Annotated in this window: 14 protein-coding genes, 1 tRNA gene and 1 pseudogene; 5 read left to right on the top strand and 11 right to left on the bottom strand. The window is 68.5% G+C overall.

Going from position 1 to position 15,087, the window contains the following annotated elements; all coding sequences use genetic code 11:
* Positions 1-97 precede the first annotated feature (97 nt).
* Positions 98-910, bottom strand: coding sequence for a 3-methyl-2-oxobutanoate hydroxymethyltransferase (panB, locus tag ACQUS8_RS00790; protein ID WP_435095477.1), 813 nt, complete (start codon positions 908-910; stop codon positions 98-100).
* 69 nt (positions 911-979) lie between these two features.
* On the opposite strand from panB, the gene ACQUS8_RS00785 reads away from it, so the two are divergent.
* Complete coding sequence (locus ACQUS8_RS00785) at positions 980-1,237, top strand: DUF5822 domain-containing protein (protein ID WP_435095474.1); 258 nt, start codon at positions 980-982, stop codon at positions 1,235-1,237.
* Positions 1,238-1,252: 15 nt separating this feature from the next.
* Here the strand turns inward: ACQUS8_RS00785 and ACQUS8_RS00780 are convergent, their stop codons facing one another.
* Complete coding sequence (locus ACQUS8_RS00780; protein WP_435095471.1) at positions 1,253-1,816, bottom strand: HAD family hydrolase; 564 nt, start codon at positions 1,814-1,816, stop codon at positions 1,253-1,255.
* Between the two features lie 158 nt (positions 1,817-1,974).
* On the opposite strand from ACQUS8_RS00780, the pseudogene cysE reads away from it, so the two are divergent.
* Positions 1,975-2,487, top strand: a pseudogene (gene cysE / locus ACQUS8_RS00775) (serine O-acetyltransferase); the annotation flags it as partial.
* Positions 2,488-2,870: 383 nt separating this feature from the next.
* Here cysE and ACQUS8_RS00770 read toward each other — a convergent pair.
* From ACQUS8_RS00770 to ACQUS8_RS00740, 7 genes are all read right to left on the bottom strand, one after another.
* Positions 2,871-3,407: a helix-turn-helix domain-containing protein gene (locus ACQUS8_RS00770; protein WP_435095468.1), complete on the bottom strand. Its 537-nt coding sequence runs from the start codon at positions 3,405-3,407 to the stop codon at positions 2,871-2,873.
* A 374-nt stretch (positions 3,408-3,781) separates the two neighbouring features.
* Positions 3,782-3,866 (bottom strand) — tRNA-Leu (locus ACQUS8_RS00765).
* Positions 3,867-4,324: 458 nt separating this feature from the next.
* Positions 4,325-5,506 (bottom strand): orc1/cdc6 family replication initiation protein, encoded by a 1,182-nt coding sequence (locus ACQUS8_RS00760; RefSeq protein ID WP_435095465.1) that lies wholly within the window; start codon positions 5,504-5,506, stop codon positions 4,325-4,327.
* Between the two features lie 447 nt (positions 5,507-5,953).
* Entirely contained in the window at positions 5,954-7,441 is a 1,488-nt protein-coding gene (gene purF / locus ACQUS8_RS00755; protein ID WP_435095462.1) for an amidophosphoribosyltransferase, read from the bottom strand.
* 396 nt (positions 7,442-7,837) lie between these two features.
* Positions 7,838-8,011: a 50S ribosomal protein L37e gene (locus tag ACQUS8_RS00750; protein ID WP_435095459.1), complete on the bottom strand. Its 174-nt coding sequence runs from the start codon at positions 8,009-8,011 to the stop codon at positions 7,838-7,840.
* On the bottom strand, positions 8,008-8,202 hold the full coding sequence (locus ACQUS8_RS00745; protein WP_435095456.1) for an LSM domain-containing protein: 195 nt from the start codon (positions 8,200-8,202) through the stop codon (positions 8,008-8,010). The genes ACQUS8_RS00750 and ACQUS8_RS00745 overlap by 4 nt, the downstream gene beginning before the upstream one ends.
* Positions 8,203-8,373: 171 nt before the next feature.
* Entirely contained in the window at positions 8,374-9,435 is a 1,062-nt protein-coding gene (locus ACQUS8_RS00740) for a M20/M25/M40 family metallo-hydrolase (protein WP_435095453.1), read from the bottom strand.
* A 133-nt stretch (positions 9,436-9,568) separates the two neighbouring features.
* Here ACQUS8_RS00740 and ACQUS8_RS00735 point away from each other — a divergent pair, with 133 nt between their 5' ends.
* Entirely contained in the window at positions 9,569-9,877 is a 309-nt protein-coding gene (locus tag ACQUS8_RS00735; RefSeq protein ID WP_435095450.1) for a hypothetical protein, read from the top strand.
* Positions 9,878-9,934: 57 nt separating this feature from the next.
* Positions 9,935-10,882 (top strand): zinc-dependent metalloprotease, encoded by a 948-nt coding sequence (locus tag ACQUS8_RS00730; protein WP_435095447.1) that lies wholly within the window; start codon positions 9,935-9,937, stop codon positions 10,880-10,882.
* A gap of 147 nt (positions 10,883-11,029) precedes the next feature.
* Here the strand turns inward: ACQUS8_RS00730 and ACQUS8_RS00725 are convergent, their stop codons facing one another.
* A complete protein-coding gene (locus ACQUS8_RS00725) occupies positions 11,030-11,584 on the bottom strand; it encodes a hypothetical protein (RefSeq protein WP_435095444.1) in 555 nt (184 codons plus the stop codon).
* Between the two features lie 111 nt (positions 11,585-11,695).
* Here ACQUS8_RS00725 and ACQUS8_RS00720 point away from each other — a divergent pair, with 111 nt between their 5' ends.
* Positions 11,696-14,341, top strand: coding sequence for an AAA domain-containing protein (locus tag ACQUS8_RS00720; protein ID WP_435095441.1), 2,646 nt, complete (start codon positions 11,696-11,698; stop codon positions 14,339-14,341).
* On the opposite strand, the gene ACQUS8_RS00715 is transcribed toward ACQUS8_RS00720, so the two are convergent.
* The gene (locus ACQUS8_RS00715) at positions 14,308-14,997 is read right to left on the bottom strand and encodes a hypothetical protein (RefSeq protein WP_435095438.1); all 690 of its coding nucleotides are present in this window, start codon (positions 14,995-14,997) and stop codon (positions 14,308-14,310) included. The two genes, ACQUS8_RS00720 and ACQUS8_RS00715, sit on opposite strands and share 34 nt — an antisense overlap.
* Between the last annotated feature and the right edge of the window lie 90 nt (positions 14,998-15,087).

Here is a 15,087-nt window from a genome sequence, read left to right as displayed (position 1 = left end):
GACGTCCGCCGCGCGGTAGCGGTTGTCGAGCGGAAGGGTCGAAGAAGTCTCCTCGTCGTCGCACGCGCACGGAGCAGGGATGTGGCGTCGCCGAGACTCAGAGGTCGTCGAGGTCCTCGTCGGTGTGGCTGTGCTCCTCAGCGGGGAACTCACCCTCCGTGACGGCGTCGGCGTAGTCCTCGACGGCGCGCTTCATCTCGCCGGCGACGTCGCCGAACTGCTCGGCGAACGGCGGGGCGCGCTCGGAGAGCCCCAGGACGTCCGTGATGACGAGGACCTGCCCGTCGGTGTCGGGGCCGGCGCCGATGCCGATGGTCGGGATGGCGAGTGCGTCCGTAACCTGGGCGGCGACGTTCGCGGGGACGTGCTCGACGACGAGGCTGAACGCGCCCGCCTCCTCGTGGGCCTCCGCGAGCTCCAGCACCTCACGGGCAGCCTCGCGGGTCGTCGCGCGACGGCCGTAGCCGCCGAACTGCTGGACGTGCTGTGGGGTGAAGCCGAGGTGGGCCATCACGGGAATCCCGAGGTCCGTGAGGCGCTCGGTCAACGCGACGGTGTGCGGACCGCACTCGAGTTTCACGGCGTCTGCACCTGCCTCCTTGAGGAGGTGGCCGGCGTTCTCCACCGCATCGCCCTCGTCCGCGCCGTAGCTCAGGAAGGGCATGTCGGCGACGACGAGGGCGTCCTCGACGCCACGGACGACGGCGCCGGTCCGCGAGGCGACGTCATCCATCGAGACCGGGAGCGTCGAGTCGTAGCCCATCACGGCGTTCCCCATACTGTCCCCGACGAGCGCCACGTCGATACCCGCCTCGTCGACGATGCGCGCCGTCGGCGTGTCGTACGCCGTCAGCATCGTGATGGGCGCCTCCTCGTCTGCCCGCGAGCGGATGTCCTGAACCGTCGTCATAGAGAAGCGTACCGCCGCCGCGCCGTTAAACACGCGGCTTTTATGCGCGCCGCGCGCCGACGGACGCGTGTGCCAGAGGTAGTCGAGGAGACGGACCCCGAGGGCGTCGACTACGGGTGGGTGATGCAGACGACGTTCGTCGTCACCATCGTCGTCGGCGCGCCCGTCGTCGCCGCCGTCTTCGTCCTCAGCGGCGTCTCCCTCCCCACGTGGACGGCGAAAGCCGCGTTCGCCCTGCGCGTCGGCGCCGTCGTCTGGTTCCTCACCGCCGTCGCCGTCTTCCTCTACGCGCGCCGGACGGCCGTCGACGCCGGCGCGAGCGACTGACCGGGCTCCGAACTCTCAGACGTAGCGGAAGCCGGTGCCGGCGCGACGCGCCGTCTCGGCGTCGCGTTCGGCGTCGCCGACGAAGACGACGTCCGCGGGGTCGAGCCCTAACGCCTCCACCGCCCGGAGCAACGGTTCGGGGTCGGGCTTGCGCTCGCGGCCGGCGAGGCTGTCGCGGCCCACGACGCCGTGGACGTGCGAGAGCAACTCCTCCTTCTCGAGGGCGATGCGACACGCGCGCTCGCAGTTCAGCGAGCAGACCGCCGCGGGCACCGTGCCGTCCCGGAGTTCGTCCGCGTGCGGCAGGCGGACGGCGCGCTCCGCGCCCGTACACTCGTGGTCGCTGATGAGCGCCTCCGCCTCGTCGCCGACGCCCGCCTCCTCGGCGGCCTCGAGGAGGTCCCACGTGACCAACCCCTCCGGGTCGACGCCGGAGTCGCGGAGGAGGGTGTTGAGGTCGCGCTCGACGGCCGCCCAGTCGACGTCGAGGTCGACGAGCGTCCCGTCGAGGTCGTAGACGACGCCCGCGTACGACTCCGTCTCGCCCGCGCGCGTCCGGTCAGGATGCTGGTCGCTCACGGACGCCCGTTACGTCTCGGCGAGTATAGCGCCTTCGGCGTTCTCGACCGGAAGCGCTGGCCTTTTTGCCTGCCCGAGCACACTCAGGGGCATGACGAGACACGTAGACGGCCGCGTCGCCCGCGCGAGCGGCCGCGCCCGACGCGACGGTGAGCGCCGTGCTTAGCCTCAGCCGCGTCCGGGAGGACGTCTGTGCAGTCCTCGAGAAGGACCCCGCCGCGAAGAGCCGTCTCGAAGTGCTGCTGTGCTACCCCGGCCTCCACGCCGTCTGGGCGCACGCGTTCACGCACACGCTCTGGGAGCACGGGTATCAGCTCCTCGCCCGCCTGCTCTCCCAGCTCGTCCGCTGGCTCACCGGCGTCGAAATCCACCCCGGCGCGACCATCGGCGAGCGCGTCGTCATCGACCACGGTATGGGTGTCGTCATCGGCGAAACGGCGGTCGTCGGCGACGACGTCCACATGTATCACGGCGTGACGCTGGGCGGCGCGGACCAGCGTCCCGTCAAGCGCCACCCGACGGTCGGCGACAACGTCACCATCGGCGCGGACGCGACGCTCCTCGGTGACATCGAGATCGGCGACGATGCGAAGGTCGGCGCGGGCGCCGTCGTCACCACCGACGTCGAACCCGGCGCGACGATGGTCGGCGTCCCCGCGGAACGCGTCGACCGCACGCCGAACGCCGACGCCGAGGACGTCGCGACGCCGGACGACGGCGAGCACGCGGCGGCCGAAAGCGACGGCGGCGAGCGAACCGATGACGAACCGGACGAGTCCGCAGACTGAGCGCGACGCCGACGCGACCTCCTTGTTCGTTCTCGGGACTCGATGGGCGACTATCCGACTCTACATGCCGCTCGCGTCGTGACTCGGCGGAGAAGTGTGAGGGCGGCCAACGCGATGGCCGCACGTGACAGGTTACGGGATGCCACCCGGTCATGAAGAACGCCGGTTTGGCGTCGCTCCACAATCTATACTGATTTATAATCAAGCTTTCGTTCGGGGCGGCGCCGCCGCTCGCACCGAGACGTGCGTAAGGGCGGGTCGTGTGGTTACTCCGAGAGCGTCACGCCGAGGCGTTCCTCGAGCGCGCGAATGACGCTCCCGCCGACGCCGGCCTGCGTCGCCCGGCCCTGCTCGACGGCGAGCAGGTCGTTCTCGTCGACGTCGAGCTCCTCCGCGAGCTCGGAGAGTTGGAGTCCCTCCTCCTGTCGGGCCTCCTCGACGAGTTCGCCATACCCCGAAACGAGGTAGGGGAGGCGGTCGCGCTCGTAGTTCGTGCCGTGCTCCTCCCAGTGCGAGGAGTCGCCACGGGCGGCGTCGAGTTGCTCGGCGGCCGCGCGAACCGCGCTGTTGGGCTCGCGCTCGCTCCCGCCGCTGCTGCCTGAGGACGACCCCGAGTCGCCACCTTGGTTCTGCCCCCGACGGCTGCGCTTCTTGCTCTCGTCGAGGTCCGCGCAGTTCTGACAGACGGACAGCTGTGCGCCCGCGACGGACGCCGTCGTGAGCGACTCCGTCGACTTCCCGCAGAGTTCGCAGGTGCCGCTACCGCTACCCCCGGAAGAGCCGCCCGTGGAGTATTTTGCCATACCCCCCGGTACGCGGAGGTAACATTTCAACCAAACGGTCGTGCTGGGCCGTCACTCGCGAGAGCCGCCCGTGTGCCACCGCGGAGTGACGGCGAAACTGACCGAGGTCCACGAGATTGGTCGCGACCACGATGGTCGTCACGACGTTAAGACTGAGACGATGGGCGTCGACGACGCTGCGGGTACTGGATACCGGCCGCACCGCTCTTCGCGAGGCCCGTCGCCGTCGCGTACCGGCTGACTGCCGGTCGCTCGACGGACGGACGCCTCGCTCTTCGGTGTTGTTTCAGTAGGAAGTTGTGCGTGGGTGATGTCCCGGGAGGGAAATCACCGTGCATCGCTTGACCCCGAGTTGAGGACTCGGGTACGTGCGATGCGTGGGACCGGATTTGAACCGGCGAACCTCTACAGGACAGCGCCCTCAACGCTGCGCCTTTGGCCTAGCTTGGCTACCCACGCTCGCTCGTGCGTTCGCATTAGTCTGTATTAGTGGGTTAAGTAAGAGACTTGCGATTCGACCCCGGCGTGCGAGACTGATACAGGGTGGTTCGACGGCGTGTTCCCGGCGGTTTCGACCGGAACCGCCACCACACCCCCCCCCCGTTCTGCAAATGTTCCGCGACTCGCAGCGGGGGGCGGATTGACTCGGACCCACCCCACCCCCGTTTTGCAAGTGTTCCACGGCGCGCCAGGGATGTCGGGACGAGTACGCACACCCTCCCCCCATTCTGCAAGTGTTCCGTGCAACGAAGGACGAGGCAGCAAGCGGAGATAGAGACGGAGAGGAGACCGAAGATGACGACAGGATCCAGGGAAGTGACGGGAGAAAACGGCTACTGGCGAGACGGCTGACGAGACGACTGGCGGAAACAACTGGCGACTGTCGAGGGGATGAAGACGCTACCGGCGGGACGCGGTTACTCCTCGCTCCCGAGAACGGCCGTCACGATCTCGGGTTCGACGTCGAGTTCGTACTCGTAGTACTGCCCGCCGCCGCGGCCGTGGTTCCGGTCGTACTGTGCTAAGAAGCCGAGCATCGCGAGGTCGATGAGGTGGTCGTGGACGGAGCGCTGACTCAACGGTTCAGTCGCGTTCTCCTCGCAGACGCGCTCGTACATCTCGTAGGCCTGCTTCGCGCGCACGGGCGTCTCGCCCTCGAAGGCGATGTTCGTGATGGCGAGGAGCGTGTAGCGACCGTGCGTCGTCAGATCACGGATGGAATCCTTCACGCGTCCGCGTTCGACACGGTTCTCCGCGGCGTCGACGTCCGACTCGACGACGGTCTCGCGGCCGTCCTCAACGGCGACGTTCGCCGCCTCGCGGAGCAAGTCGATGGCCTGTCGCGCGCTCCCGCGGTCTTGGGCGGCGAGCGCGGCGCACTTCGGGATGACCGAGGGTTCGAGAACGTCGTCGGCCAGCCCTTTCGACGCGCGGTCCTCCAGAATCGTCCGGAGTTCGGTCGCGTCGTACGGCGGGAACTTGATTTCGCGCTCGCAGAGCGTATCCTGGACCTTCGAGGAGAGGTCGTTCCGGAAGGTGTAGTCGTTCGAAATGCCGACGACGCCGACCTGCGAGTGTTCGATGTTGCCGTTCGCTTTCGCGCGCGGGAGCTGGTAGAGGAGGACGTCGTCGTCGCCGAGGTTGTCGATCTCGTCGAGCACCACGAGGACTGTCCCCTCGCGCGCTTCAATCTCCTCGAAGAGCGCGGTGAGGACGTCGGACGTCGAGAGCCCGGTCGTGATGGGCTCCCGGTCAGTGCCCTCGCGGAGTTCGTTCACGAGTGCGATGGCCGCCTGGTAGGAGGAAGGGTGGTGGTGGCAGTTGACTTCGGCGACGTGGACGTCGTCAACGTCGGGGCGCTGGTCGGCCTCGACGCGGAGCATGTCCATCATGTAGCGCGTCACCGCCGTCTTCCCGACGCCCGTCTTCCCGTAGACGAAAACGTTCTCCGGCTCCCAGCCGTCCACGACGTCCTGCAGGGCGTTCGCGTATCCCTGAATCTCCTCGTCGCGTTCGAGGATTTCGTCGGGCTCGTACTGCTGTTTCAGGACGTTCTTGTCCGTGAAGACGCCCGTGCGCTTGCGGAACGGCGTGTCCATCGCTGTCTACTCTGGTTTCCCGACCGGCCAACATAAAACTACTCCTTCTCGTGTTTCGGTAGTTTCGCGAGATACATTCGTTTCGAATGCTCGGGTCGCGCCCCGCAACCCCCTCATTCGTCCTCACGACGTCGACGAACCACCCCCTCGAACAGCAGAACATTTGCAAAACGGGGTGGGGGTGTTCCGCACAGCGATCGAGCGCGTCGTGCCGTCGTGTTCTCGGCCTCCGAACGTTGCCCACCGCCGTCGCACCGAACATTTGCAGAACGGGGGGAGGGGCTCACACGCCGACGGGAACGACGACGACGGCACCGGAACGGCACGGGGACACGCGGCTTATCGCCCGCGATTCAGCGTCGTAACTGGACGAAGAACGTGGGACAGCAGAGAGGAACGTGGTACCGAACCGGAGGGGTGGGACGCGGACGACGGTTACGAGCGCAGTCAGTCGTCGGCGGGCACGTCGGCGTCGCCGCCGACGGCGGGGCGCGTCACGTCGCGGTCGGTCGTTTCGCCGTCGATGTCGTAGGGGTACTCGCCGGTCACGCAGCCGAGACAGAGGTCAGAACGGGACTTTCCGATCGCTTCGGTGACGGCGTCGATGGAGAGGTAGGAGAGGCTGTCCGCGCCGATTTCCTCGGCGATCTCCTCCTCGGACTTCTCGGCGGCGATGAGTTCCTCACGGGTCGCCATGTCGATACCCATGTAGCAGGGGGCGACGATAGCGGGCGCGCCGATGCGGACGTGGACTTCCTCCGCGCCGGCGTCCCGGACGAGCTTCACGAGCTGGTTCGACGTCGTGCCGCGGACGATGCTGTCGTCAATGATGGTGACGGACTTCCCCTCGACGGTGGAGCGAATCGGGTTGAGCTTCAGGCGCACCGCGCGCTCGCGGGCTTCCTGCGTCGGCATGATGAACGTCCGGCCGACGTAGCGGTTCTTCATGAGGCCCTCGGCGAACTCGACGCCGTCGCCGGTGCCGTCCTCCTTCGAGGCTTCCGCGTACCCGGAGGCGAACGCGCGCCCGGAGTCCGGGACGGGCATCACGACGTCGCTCTCGACGCCGGACTCCGCCCAGAGTTGGCGGCCGAGTTCGCGCCGAACCTCGTAGACGAGTTCGCCGTCGATGGTGGAGTCGGGGCGCGCGAAGTAAACGTACTCGAAGAAGCAGTTCGCGGTGTGTTCCTGCTCGACGAGCTGGTAGGAGTCGAAGCCGCTGCCGTCCTCGCGGAGGACGACGAGTTCGCCGGGGCGGACGTCCCGGACGAGTTCGCCACCTAAGGTATCGATGGCGGCGGACTCGGAGGCGAGGATGTAGCCGTCGTCCAGTTCGCCGATGCAGAGCGGGCGGTTGCCCTCGGGGTCGCGCACGCCCAGAACCGTGTCGTCGTGGCTGATGGTGAGCGCGTAGGAGCCGTGGATGCGGTTCATCGTCCGCTTGACGGCGCGCACGAGGTCCTCCTCGAGGAGGTTGCGCGCGAGGTCGTGGGCGATGACCTCGGTGTCGCCGTCGCTCGTGAAGGCGTGGCCGGAGGACGCGAGTTCGTCCCGAACGCTCTCGGCGTTGACGAGGTTGCCGTTGTGGCTCAGCCCGAGCGCGCCGCCCTTGAAGGAGACGGTGAAGGGTTGTGCGCAGGACTTGTCGACGCTCCCGGCGGTGGGGTAGCGGACGTGGCCGATGCCGGCGCTTCCCTTGAGCGCCTCGACGTCGTCCTCGTCGAAGGCGTCGCCGACGAGCCCCATCTCGACGTGGCTGTGCTGCTGGAAGCCGTCGTGGGTGACGATGCCAGCCGACTCCTGCCCCCGGTGCTGGAGCGCGTACAGCGCGTAGTACGTGGGGAGTGCGGCCGCCCGGTCCTCGAGAGAGATACCGACGACACCGCACTTCTCCCGCGGTCCGCTCTCGACCGTCTCGTCCCGCCGCTCGGTCATGGTGCTTCCTGTGTCCCCATCACGTAAAACACCCGTGGTTGTGAATCTAATCGCCGATATTCCCGCTACGGTATGCACGTGTGTGCATTATACGCGTCTCGATCCGGCCCCGGTACGCCACCCCACGGCACGGCCAGCGACGGCGGCGCGCGACCAGAACTGGCGACGCGGGACCGGGACGCCGACGCGCGATTAGAACTGGCGACGAGGATGCGTCGGCCGGCGCTCGGACTGTCGAGCGGACAGTACCAGTGACCGACCCGGCCGCGACACGACGTGCGTCGACGGAAGAACGACTGCCGACGACAAATATCGACAGAAGAACAGATGTCGACGGAACGGAGCGTCAGCTAGAGCCGAGAAGAACGGAAGAGAGAAACGGTCGTCTGTGTGGGCTTACTCGCCCTGCTTCGACTGCCAGTTGTAGCTCCGGCGCTTGGACGACTTGCCGAAGCCACAGCTCGAACAGACCTTCTTCCTGGAGTGGTACGACTTCTCGCCACAGCGGCGGCACTTGACGTGCGTCGTCTTGTTCTTCTTCCCCTGGCTCGGGGTACCGGATCCGGTCATGGGTTAATCGTGACGACGTTATCGCCGCGTATAACGGTTGTGTCTTCACCCTCCTCGGTGTTCTCGAGGACGAGGTTCATGTGCTGGTCGTAGCCCGTGAGGACGCCCGTGAACTCCTTGCTGTCCTTGAGGACGACGGTCACAGTCTGCTCGAGGGATGCCTCGAGGACGTCGAGGGGTCGGCCGCTCATACCACACCGAGCGCCCGTCTCACGCTTAAACGTACCGACTCGCCGGCAGAACGAAAGTCACCGGGCACCACGGCGGCGGGACCGATGCGAGCGCCGCCAGTACCGGTGCTGACGACGACATGGCCCGCTCCGACACCGGAACCGCCGCCGTCGAGTGGCGTCGCCGGCGCTTCAGAACTCGACCGAGAAGGAGTCTCGGCCGGCCTCGCGGACGGCGAACGCGGCGAGGAGGTCGGCGGCCCGGTCGAGGTCCTCGAGGTCGACAACCTCCGCAGGCGTGTGCATGTAGCGGTTCGGCAGGCCGAGGTTGAGCGACGGGATACCGCTGCGGGTCGTGTAGAAGGCGTCCGCGTCCGTTCCCGTGCGGATACCGGTCGCCTGGTACTGAACGTCGACGTCCTCAGCGTCCGCGGCGTCCCGAACGCCGTCGACGAGGGCGTGGTGGTTCCCCGACCCGCGCGCGACGACCGGTCCGTCGCCGAGGCTGACCTCGTTGTGCTTGTCGCTCGGGAACTCGGGATGGTCGGAGGCGTGCGTGACGTCGACGGCGACGGCAGCGTCCGGGTCGAGGTCGTAGCCGACCATCTTCGCGCCGGAGAGCCCGACCTCCTCCTGGACGGTCGAGACGGCGTAGACAGTCGAGTCGGCGCCGCGCTCGGCGGCCCGGCGGAGAGCTTCGGCGGCGACCCAGACGCCGACGCGGTTGTCGAGGCCGCGCGCGGAGAGCAGCGACCCCTGGAGGGGATGTGGCGTCTGCGCGATGGTGACGGGGTCGCCGACGGTCACGAGGTCGCGGGCCGCCTCCTCGTCGGCGGCGCCGATGTCGACGGTCATCGATTCGATGTCGTCGTACTCGTCGTCGTCCCGGTCCCGAACGTGAATCGCGGCCTGCCCGATGACGCCGTTCACGGGGCCGTCGTCGGTGTGGACGTGGACGTGGCGGGCCTTCGAGACGGACTTGTCGCTCCCGCCGACGGGCGTGAGGTGGAGGTAGCCCTCGGAGTTGATGGCGGCGACCATGTAGCCGATCTCGTCGGCGTGCCCGGTGAACGCGAGTTCGGGGCCGCCACCGCCGTCGTAGACGGCGACCGCGTTCCCGTACTCGTCGGTGTGGACGTCGTCCGCGAACTGCTCGACGTACTCCACCCAGACGCGCTGGGCGGGCGTCTCGAACCCGGACGGGCTCGCCGTCGCGAGTAGGTCCTCGAGGAAGCGCCGCTGGTCGTCGTACATACGTGAGTCGGCGGCCGGCGGCGGCAAGAAGTCACCGGTCGCCCCGATGCTCGCCCGCTTTCCGCGGCGTCCGAGTCGCCCGCCGACGCCGTGTGCCGGAACGGTCTTGTGTCGTCCGACGGAACACACGACTATGGGATTCATCGACATCCACGTTCACGGCCTCGACGAGACCGAACTCAGCCTCCTCCGCTGGGACTTCTCGAAGGGCGAGGAGACTGATGCGGACGATGCGGGCATCGCGCCCGCACCCGTGGAGACGGCCGAGGAGGAGCCGGTCGACACCACCGACTCGCGCTCGCCGAAGGCCGCGGCGCTCGGGTTCGTCGTCGTCCTCGGCTTCCTCGTCGCCACCGGCCTCCTCGTGAAGCGCAAACTCGGCGGTGGGACCGAGGACGAACCCGTCGACGAGCGCGACGAACTCGAAGACATCGACGCCTGAGGACGCTCGGTTCTCTCCGAGGACAAGGCCTTTCCCGATTCGGCGCGGATTTCGCGTATGAGTCTTCTTGACAGCGCCCGCGCCGTCGCCGGTGCCTCCGGGTCCGACGCGGTCGACTGGACCGCCGTCGCCGACGCCGCGAAGGGGGCGACCGACCCCGGGTCGCTCGACCTCTCGCAGGCCGACCGCGAGGGCTACGCGGCCGACGTCCGGGCCGCCCGCTCGCGCATCCGCGACGTCTCCGGGCTCGCCTTCGACGTCCCCGAGACGGTCGAGATACAGAACCGCCACCACTGGGTCGACGCGAACGTCTCGACGTTCCGCCGGGCGTTCGAACCGCTCGAACAGGGCGGCGTCCTCCCCGGCGTCGCGCGCACCGTCAACACCGCGACGACGGCGGGCGCGCTCGCGTTCGTCGCCCGGCGCGTCCTCGGCCAGTACGACCCGCTCCTCCTCGCGGACGCCGACGGCCACCGCCTCTACTTCGTCCACCCGAACATCGCGAGTGCCGCGGCGAATCTCGACGCCGACTTCGAGCGCTTCCGGCGCTGGATCGCCTTCCATGAGGTGACCCACGCCGCCGAGTTCGGTGCCGCGCCGTGGCTCGCCGACCACCTCGAAGCTCACCTCCGGGACGGCGTCGCCGCGCTCTCCGAGGGCGAACTCCAGCGCGACGCGTTCTCCGAGATGATGACGACGATGACCGCCGTCGAGGGGTACGCCGAACTCCTGATGGACCGCGCGTTCGACGAGGACTACGACGACCTGCGGCGGAAACTCGACGAGCGCCGCGCCGAGGACGGCCCGCTCGGTGGCCTCGTTCGCCGGCTGCTCGGCTTCCACCTGAAGCGCGAGCAGTACGAGCGCGGCCGCGAGTTCTTCGAGGCCGTCGCCGACGCCCGCGACGTCGAGGCCGCCGGTGCCGTCTGGCACTCCCCCGAGACGCTCCCGACGGACGCCGAACTCGACGACCCGTCGATGTGGCTCGCGCGGATTCCGGAATAGAAATCGGCCCCTCACTTCGCTCGAACCCGCAGTTACTCACACCTCGCTTGCGCTCAGCGTTCGTGTATTCGCGCCTCCGAGGAGTCGCGTCTGCTCGCGGGTCGTTCCTTCCCGCTCGCGTCCTTCGCGGAACCGAAGGTTCCGCGTCTACTGGAACCCCTTCCCGACGTCGTCCTCCTCGATGAGCTCGTCGAGTTCGCTGTTCAGCAACTCCTCGGCCTCCTCGAAGGTCTCGGAGAGTTCGTCCAGCTCTTCGGGGCGGCCGTGGCTGTCGTACTCGACGGGGCCGAACGCGGGGCTGTCGACGACGTCCATCACGTCCTCGAAGAGGTCGTCTGGTGACGTCGGCGCCTCCGCGTGGACCTTGAGGACTTCTTCGAGGCGGCGGGCTTTCGTCTCGGCCTCCTCCTCGTCCTCGACGCCCTGCCGGACGGCGAAACGGCCCGCGTCGTCGTCGCGGCCGGGGAAGAGCGGGTCGAGGTCCTCGTCGACGCGCCGGGCGACGCGCGCACCCGCGCCCTTCACCTCGAAGGGGTTCTTCGCGTACGTCTTCAGCTGGTAAACGCCGACGCTGGGGTGGCCGAGGTAGAGGTCCTCGCCGAGGCCACGCGCGCGGTCGCCGGCGACCGCGCGCCACCCGTCGGGGTCGGCGCTGGACTCCGTGACGTCTTCGAGGATGTCCTGCCAGTCCCTGACTCGCATACGCGGGCCGCTACGACACAGGCGGGCTTAAGCGATACATCAGCGGCACAGTCGGCGGCCTCCGAGACAGGGAGCGACAGCGTTTTTCGCCGCCCGCGACTACGCTCGTGCGTGACTATTCGGGGGACGGTGACGGACGTCGGCGACGTGCGCGCGGTGAGCACGAAGTACGGCGAACGCGACATAGTGGAGGTGACACTCGACCCCGGTACCGCGCCGCCGCGAACGGTGACGCTCTGGGGGAAGTGGACGGAGACTGCGGAGTATCTCGAGGCGGACATGGAGCTCCTCGTCACCGACCCCGACGAGCGCGAGTGGAACGGCGAGACGCAGTTCTCGACCTCGAAGGGCTCCTACGTCGTCGTCGAACCCGACTACCTCGTGGACGTGACGGACATCCGCGAGTGGGTGCAGTGTCCCCGCCAGTACTACCTCTCGAAGCTCTCCGGCCTCCCGCTGAAGTATCCGGTGACGAAGGGGACGCTCGTCCACGAGGTGTTCGGCGACCTCCTACGCGGGCGCGACCTCGACGACGCCATCGACGACGCCATCGACGACGCCGGCCTCGAGCTCGGCCTGCTCGGCGAGGACCCCGACGCGGTCCGCGAGGAGGTCCGTCAGCACGCCTCGGCCATCGAGGGCTGGCTGAACCAGGGCCTCCTCACCGAGGAGGACGACTGGCGCTCAGAGTACACGCTCATCTCGGACACGTTCGGTATCAAGGGCCGCTGTGACGCCATCCGACGCGGGATGCCCGTCGAGCTGAAGACCGGGAAGAACACGAACCGCGACCCCCGCTTCCACGACAAGATTCAGGCGGCGTGCTACGCGCTCATGCTCGAGGAGCGCGGCGTCGAGGCCGACACCGGCACGCTCCTCTACACGAAGAACGCGGCCGTCGACCGCTCCGAGGAGGGTGGCGACCTCTCGCCCGCCAAGGAGTTCTCCATCGGCTCGGGGCTGCTGGAGTTTGTCGTGCGCTCGCGCAACCGCCTCGCCGCGATGGAGCACGGGATGAGCGTCCCGACGGGCAAGGAGGCGAACGCGAAGTGCGAGTACTGTTTCTCGCAGGACGCCTGTATGGTCGTCTCCGGCCGGCTCGGTCAGGAGTCGAAGGCCGGCCAAATCGGGAGTCTGCTCCCGGAGGCCGAGCGCGACTATTTCGAGGAGCTCTACGAGGCCATCGAGGCCGAGCGCCGCGAAGTCCACGAAGAGTACGTGAAACTCTGGGAGCAGACCCCGGAGGAGCGCGCGGCCGACGACCGGGCGGTCATCGGCCTCGAACCCGCGGGCCGCGAGGAGCTCTCGGACGGCCGCTGGCGCCTCCGCGCGACTCGGCCGTCCGCGGCGTCCTCGAAGATTCGGCAGGGTGACCGGGTGCTCGCGAGCGACGGTGACCCCGTCCACGGCGACGCCGAGATGGGCCGCGTCGAGGTGCTTGACGAGTCCGAGGTCGTCGTCACGACCGACGAACCGCTCGAGCTGCGCCGACTCGACGTCTACCCCTCCGAGCTCTCCGTCTCGCGGATGCTCACCGCGCTTCACGACTTCGTGTTGAAGGGCGACGCCCGGCGGAAGGACGTCCTCTTCGGGCGCGAGGCCCCCGCGTTCGGCGACGAACACCGCGAGCTCGTCCCGAACAACGAAGCGCAGAACGCCGCCGTAAACAAGGCGCTGAACGCCGAGGACTTCGCGCTGGTTCACGGCCCGCCCGGGACCGGGAAGACCTACACCATTGCGACGCTCGTCCGAGCGTTCGTCGAGCGCGGCGACAGGGTGCTCCTCTCGGCGTTCACGAACCGCGCGGTGGACAACGCCCTCGAGGCCATCGAGGACCAGGGCTTCGATTCGTTCGTCCGCGTCGGCACCGAGACGGGCGTCCGCGAGGACATGCAGGACTACAGACTCGAGAACGCTGGCGGGCCACACGAGCAGGCCGAGAAGCTCGGCGCGGCGCCGCTCGTCGCCGCCACCACCGCGACCTGCGGGTCGCGCGTGATGCGCTCCCAGGAGTTCGACGTCGTGCTCGTCGACGAGGCGAGCCAGCTCACCGAGCCCGGAACGCTCGCCGCCATCAACCGCGGCGCGACGTTCGTCCTCGTCGGCGACCACCACCAGCTCCCGCCGGTCGTCCGCTCGGGCGGTCGGCTCTCGACGTCGCTCTTCGAGCGCCTCATCGAGGAGCACCCCGAGGCGGGCGTCCTCCTGGAGAGCCAGTACCGGATGCGCCAGCGCATCCAGGCGTTCTCCTCGACGGAGTTCTACGGCGGCAAACTCCGCCCGGCGAACGGCGAGGTGGCGACGCAGTCACTCGCCGATTTGGGCGTGGACGCCGCGGCCCCGGACGTCGTGGACGGCGTCGGCTTCGTGGACGTCACCGGGACGACGGACGCGCACGTCGACCCCCGTGAGGCCGAGCGCGTCGCCGACATCGCCGAGTCGTACGTCGAGGCCGGCCTCGACCCCGCGGACATCGGCGTCATCGCGCCGTTCCGCGCGCAGGTCTCGGAAATCGGCCGGCGCGTCCCCGACGGCGTCGCCGTCGACACCGTCGACCGGTTCCAGGGCTCCTCGAAGGAGGTGATTCTGGTGTCGTTCGTCGCCACCGGGGACCTTGAGGGCCCGATTTTCGAGGACTACCGCCGGCTGAACGTCGCGATGTCCCGGGCGAAGAAGAGCCTCGTCCTCGTCGGGGACGCGGCGGCGCTCGAAACCGACGACTTCTACGCGCGGATGCTCGACTGGGCGCGTCGGTGAGCGCTCAACGCGGCGTTTGAGCTTCCACACCCGTTAACCCGTCCCCTGTTCATCCACCGAGTGGATGCACGACGTCCCCGCACCCAGTCCTCCACGTACAGCCCTGCTGACCACCATACTGGAGGTGCGTCGGCCGTGAGACGCACCCCGGCGTCCGCGCTCCTCGTCGCGAGCGTCGTCGCGGTCTCCACGGCGCTCGTCCCGTCGTCGGCCAACCCGTAGAACGACGTCGGGGTGACGACGACGTCGACGCCGCGCTCGCGGAGCCACGAGAGCCCCGCCCGATAGGAGTTAGGGCCGTCGACCGTCGCGAGCGCGTAGTCCGCGTCCGGCGCGATTCGCTCGACCAGACGGACCACGCGGCCGCCGTGCGTCGGCGCGCCCCCAGCCGTCGGGTCGCGACCGCCGAACCCGCGGACCGCCTCGACGTCTGCTCGTCCGGCGACGCCGGCGTCGAACGCCGTGACGTCGAGGACGCCGACGGTGACGTTCGCGTCCGCGCGCGTGGTGTCCGCGACCTGCGTGGGCGACGCGTTCGCCGGCCCCGTGCTCCCGTGCCCGCCCACGGACGGGACCGGCGTCGCGGTGGCGAGGATCAGCGCCGTGACGACGGCGATGCCGACGGCGACGAGGGCGAACGGACGGCGGCCGGTCACGACGACACCTCCCAAGGCGTTGACACTGGTTTCCGATATGGTGCGGAGCGCAAAAACCCCGTGAAATGACGGGCGGCGAGCACTTTTCCG

Origin of the sequence: Halarchaeum sp. P4 (genome assembly GCF_051195175.1) — an archaeon.
In the GTDB taxonomy this organism is placed as follows: Archaea; Halobacteriota; Halobacteria; order Halobacteriales; family Halobacteriaceae; genus Halarchaeum.
Note: the sequence above shows the minus strand (reverse complement) of the source record. Positions and strands in the feature narration are given on the sequence as shown.